General features: G+C 50.5%; 1 protein-coding gene. It reads left to right on the top strand.

Annotated features, from left to right (window positions below):
* Window positions 1-18: 18 nt before the first annotated feature.
* Window positions 19-1,209, top strand: a complete 1,191-nt coding sequence (gene tuf, locus BTV98_RS13135; protein ID WP_058369537.1) for an elongation factor Tu — start codon at window positions 19-21, stop codon at window positions 1,207-1,209.
* Window positions 1,210-1,240: the final 31 nt, after the last annotated feature.

Raw genomic sequence — 1,240 nt, 5'->3', positions numbered from 1 at the left:
AATAAAGAGGAAATACCCATGGCAAAGGCCAAGTTTGAACGCAACAAGCCACACGTCAACGTCGGCACCATCGGACACGTTGACCACGGTAAAACAACTCTAACTGCTGCTATCGCAACCGTAGCAGCGAAAACCTCAGGCGGCGAAGCCAAAGACTACGCGTCAATTGACTCAGCCCCTGAAGAAAAAGCACGTGGCATCACCATCAACACCTCACACGTAGAGTATGACACCGACACTCGTCACTACGCACACGTTGACTGCCCAGGTCACGCCGATTATGTCAAAAACATGATCACTGGTGCCGCACAAATGGATGGCGCCATCCTAGTCGTATCAGCAACTGATGGCCCAATGCCCCAAACGCGTGAACACATCTTGCTATCACGTCAGGTTGGCGTACCGTACATCATCGTCTTCATGAACAAATGCGACCTAGTCGACGACGAAGAGCTACTAGAGCTTGTCGAAATGGAAGTCCGTGAACTACTAAACGACTACGACTTCCCAGGTGACGACACCCCAATCATGAAAGGCTCAGCCACTCAAGCCCTAAAAGGCGACGACGGCAAATATGGCGAACCAGCAGTTGTCGAGCTACTAGAAACCTTAGACACCTACATCCCAGAGCCTGAGCGTGACGTTGACAAAGCATTCCTAATGCCAATCGAAGACGTATTCTCAATCTCAGGTCGTGGTACCGTAGTGACTGGCCGTGTTGAATCAGGCATCGTAAAAGTTGGTGACGAGATCGAAATCGTTGGTATTCGTGACACGCAAAAAACCACCTGTACTGGTGTCGAGATGTTCCGTAAACTGCTTGACGAAGGTCGTGCTGGCGAAAACTGTGGCGTACTACTACGTGGCACCAAGCGTGAAGACGTACAACGTGGCCAAGTACTAGCCAAGCCAGGTTCAATCACCCCGCACACCAAGTTTGACGCTGAAGTATACGTACTGTCAAAAGAAGAGGGTGGTCGTCACACACCATTCCTAAACGGCTATCGTCCACAGTTCTACTTCCGTACCACTGACGTAACTGGCGCAATCCAATTACAAGACGGTACAGAGATGGTTATGCCTGGTGACAACGTTGAGATGGGCGTAGAGCTTATCCACCCAATCGCTATGGACAAAGGCCTACGCTTCGCTATTCGTGAAGGCGGCCGTACTGTAGGTGCTGGTGTTGTTGCTAGCGTAAACGACTAAGAGTCATTCATTCAGCTAAGACGGCTGTTTG

This window comes from Psychrobacter sp. Cmf 22.2, from assembly GCF_001921745.1.
GTDB lineage: Bacteria > Pseudomonadota > Gammaproteobacteria > Pseudomonadales > Moraxellaceae > Psychrobacter.
Note: the sequence above shows the minus strand (reverse complement) of the source record. Positions and strands in the feature narration are given on the sequence as shown.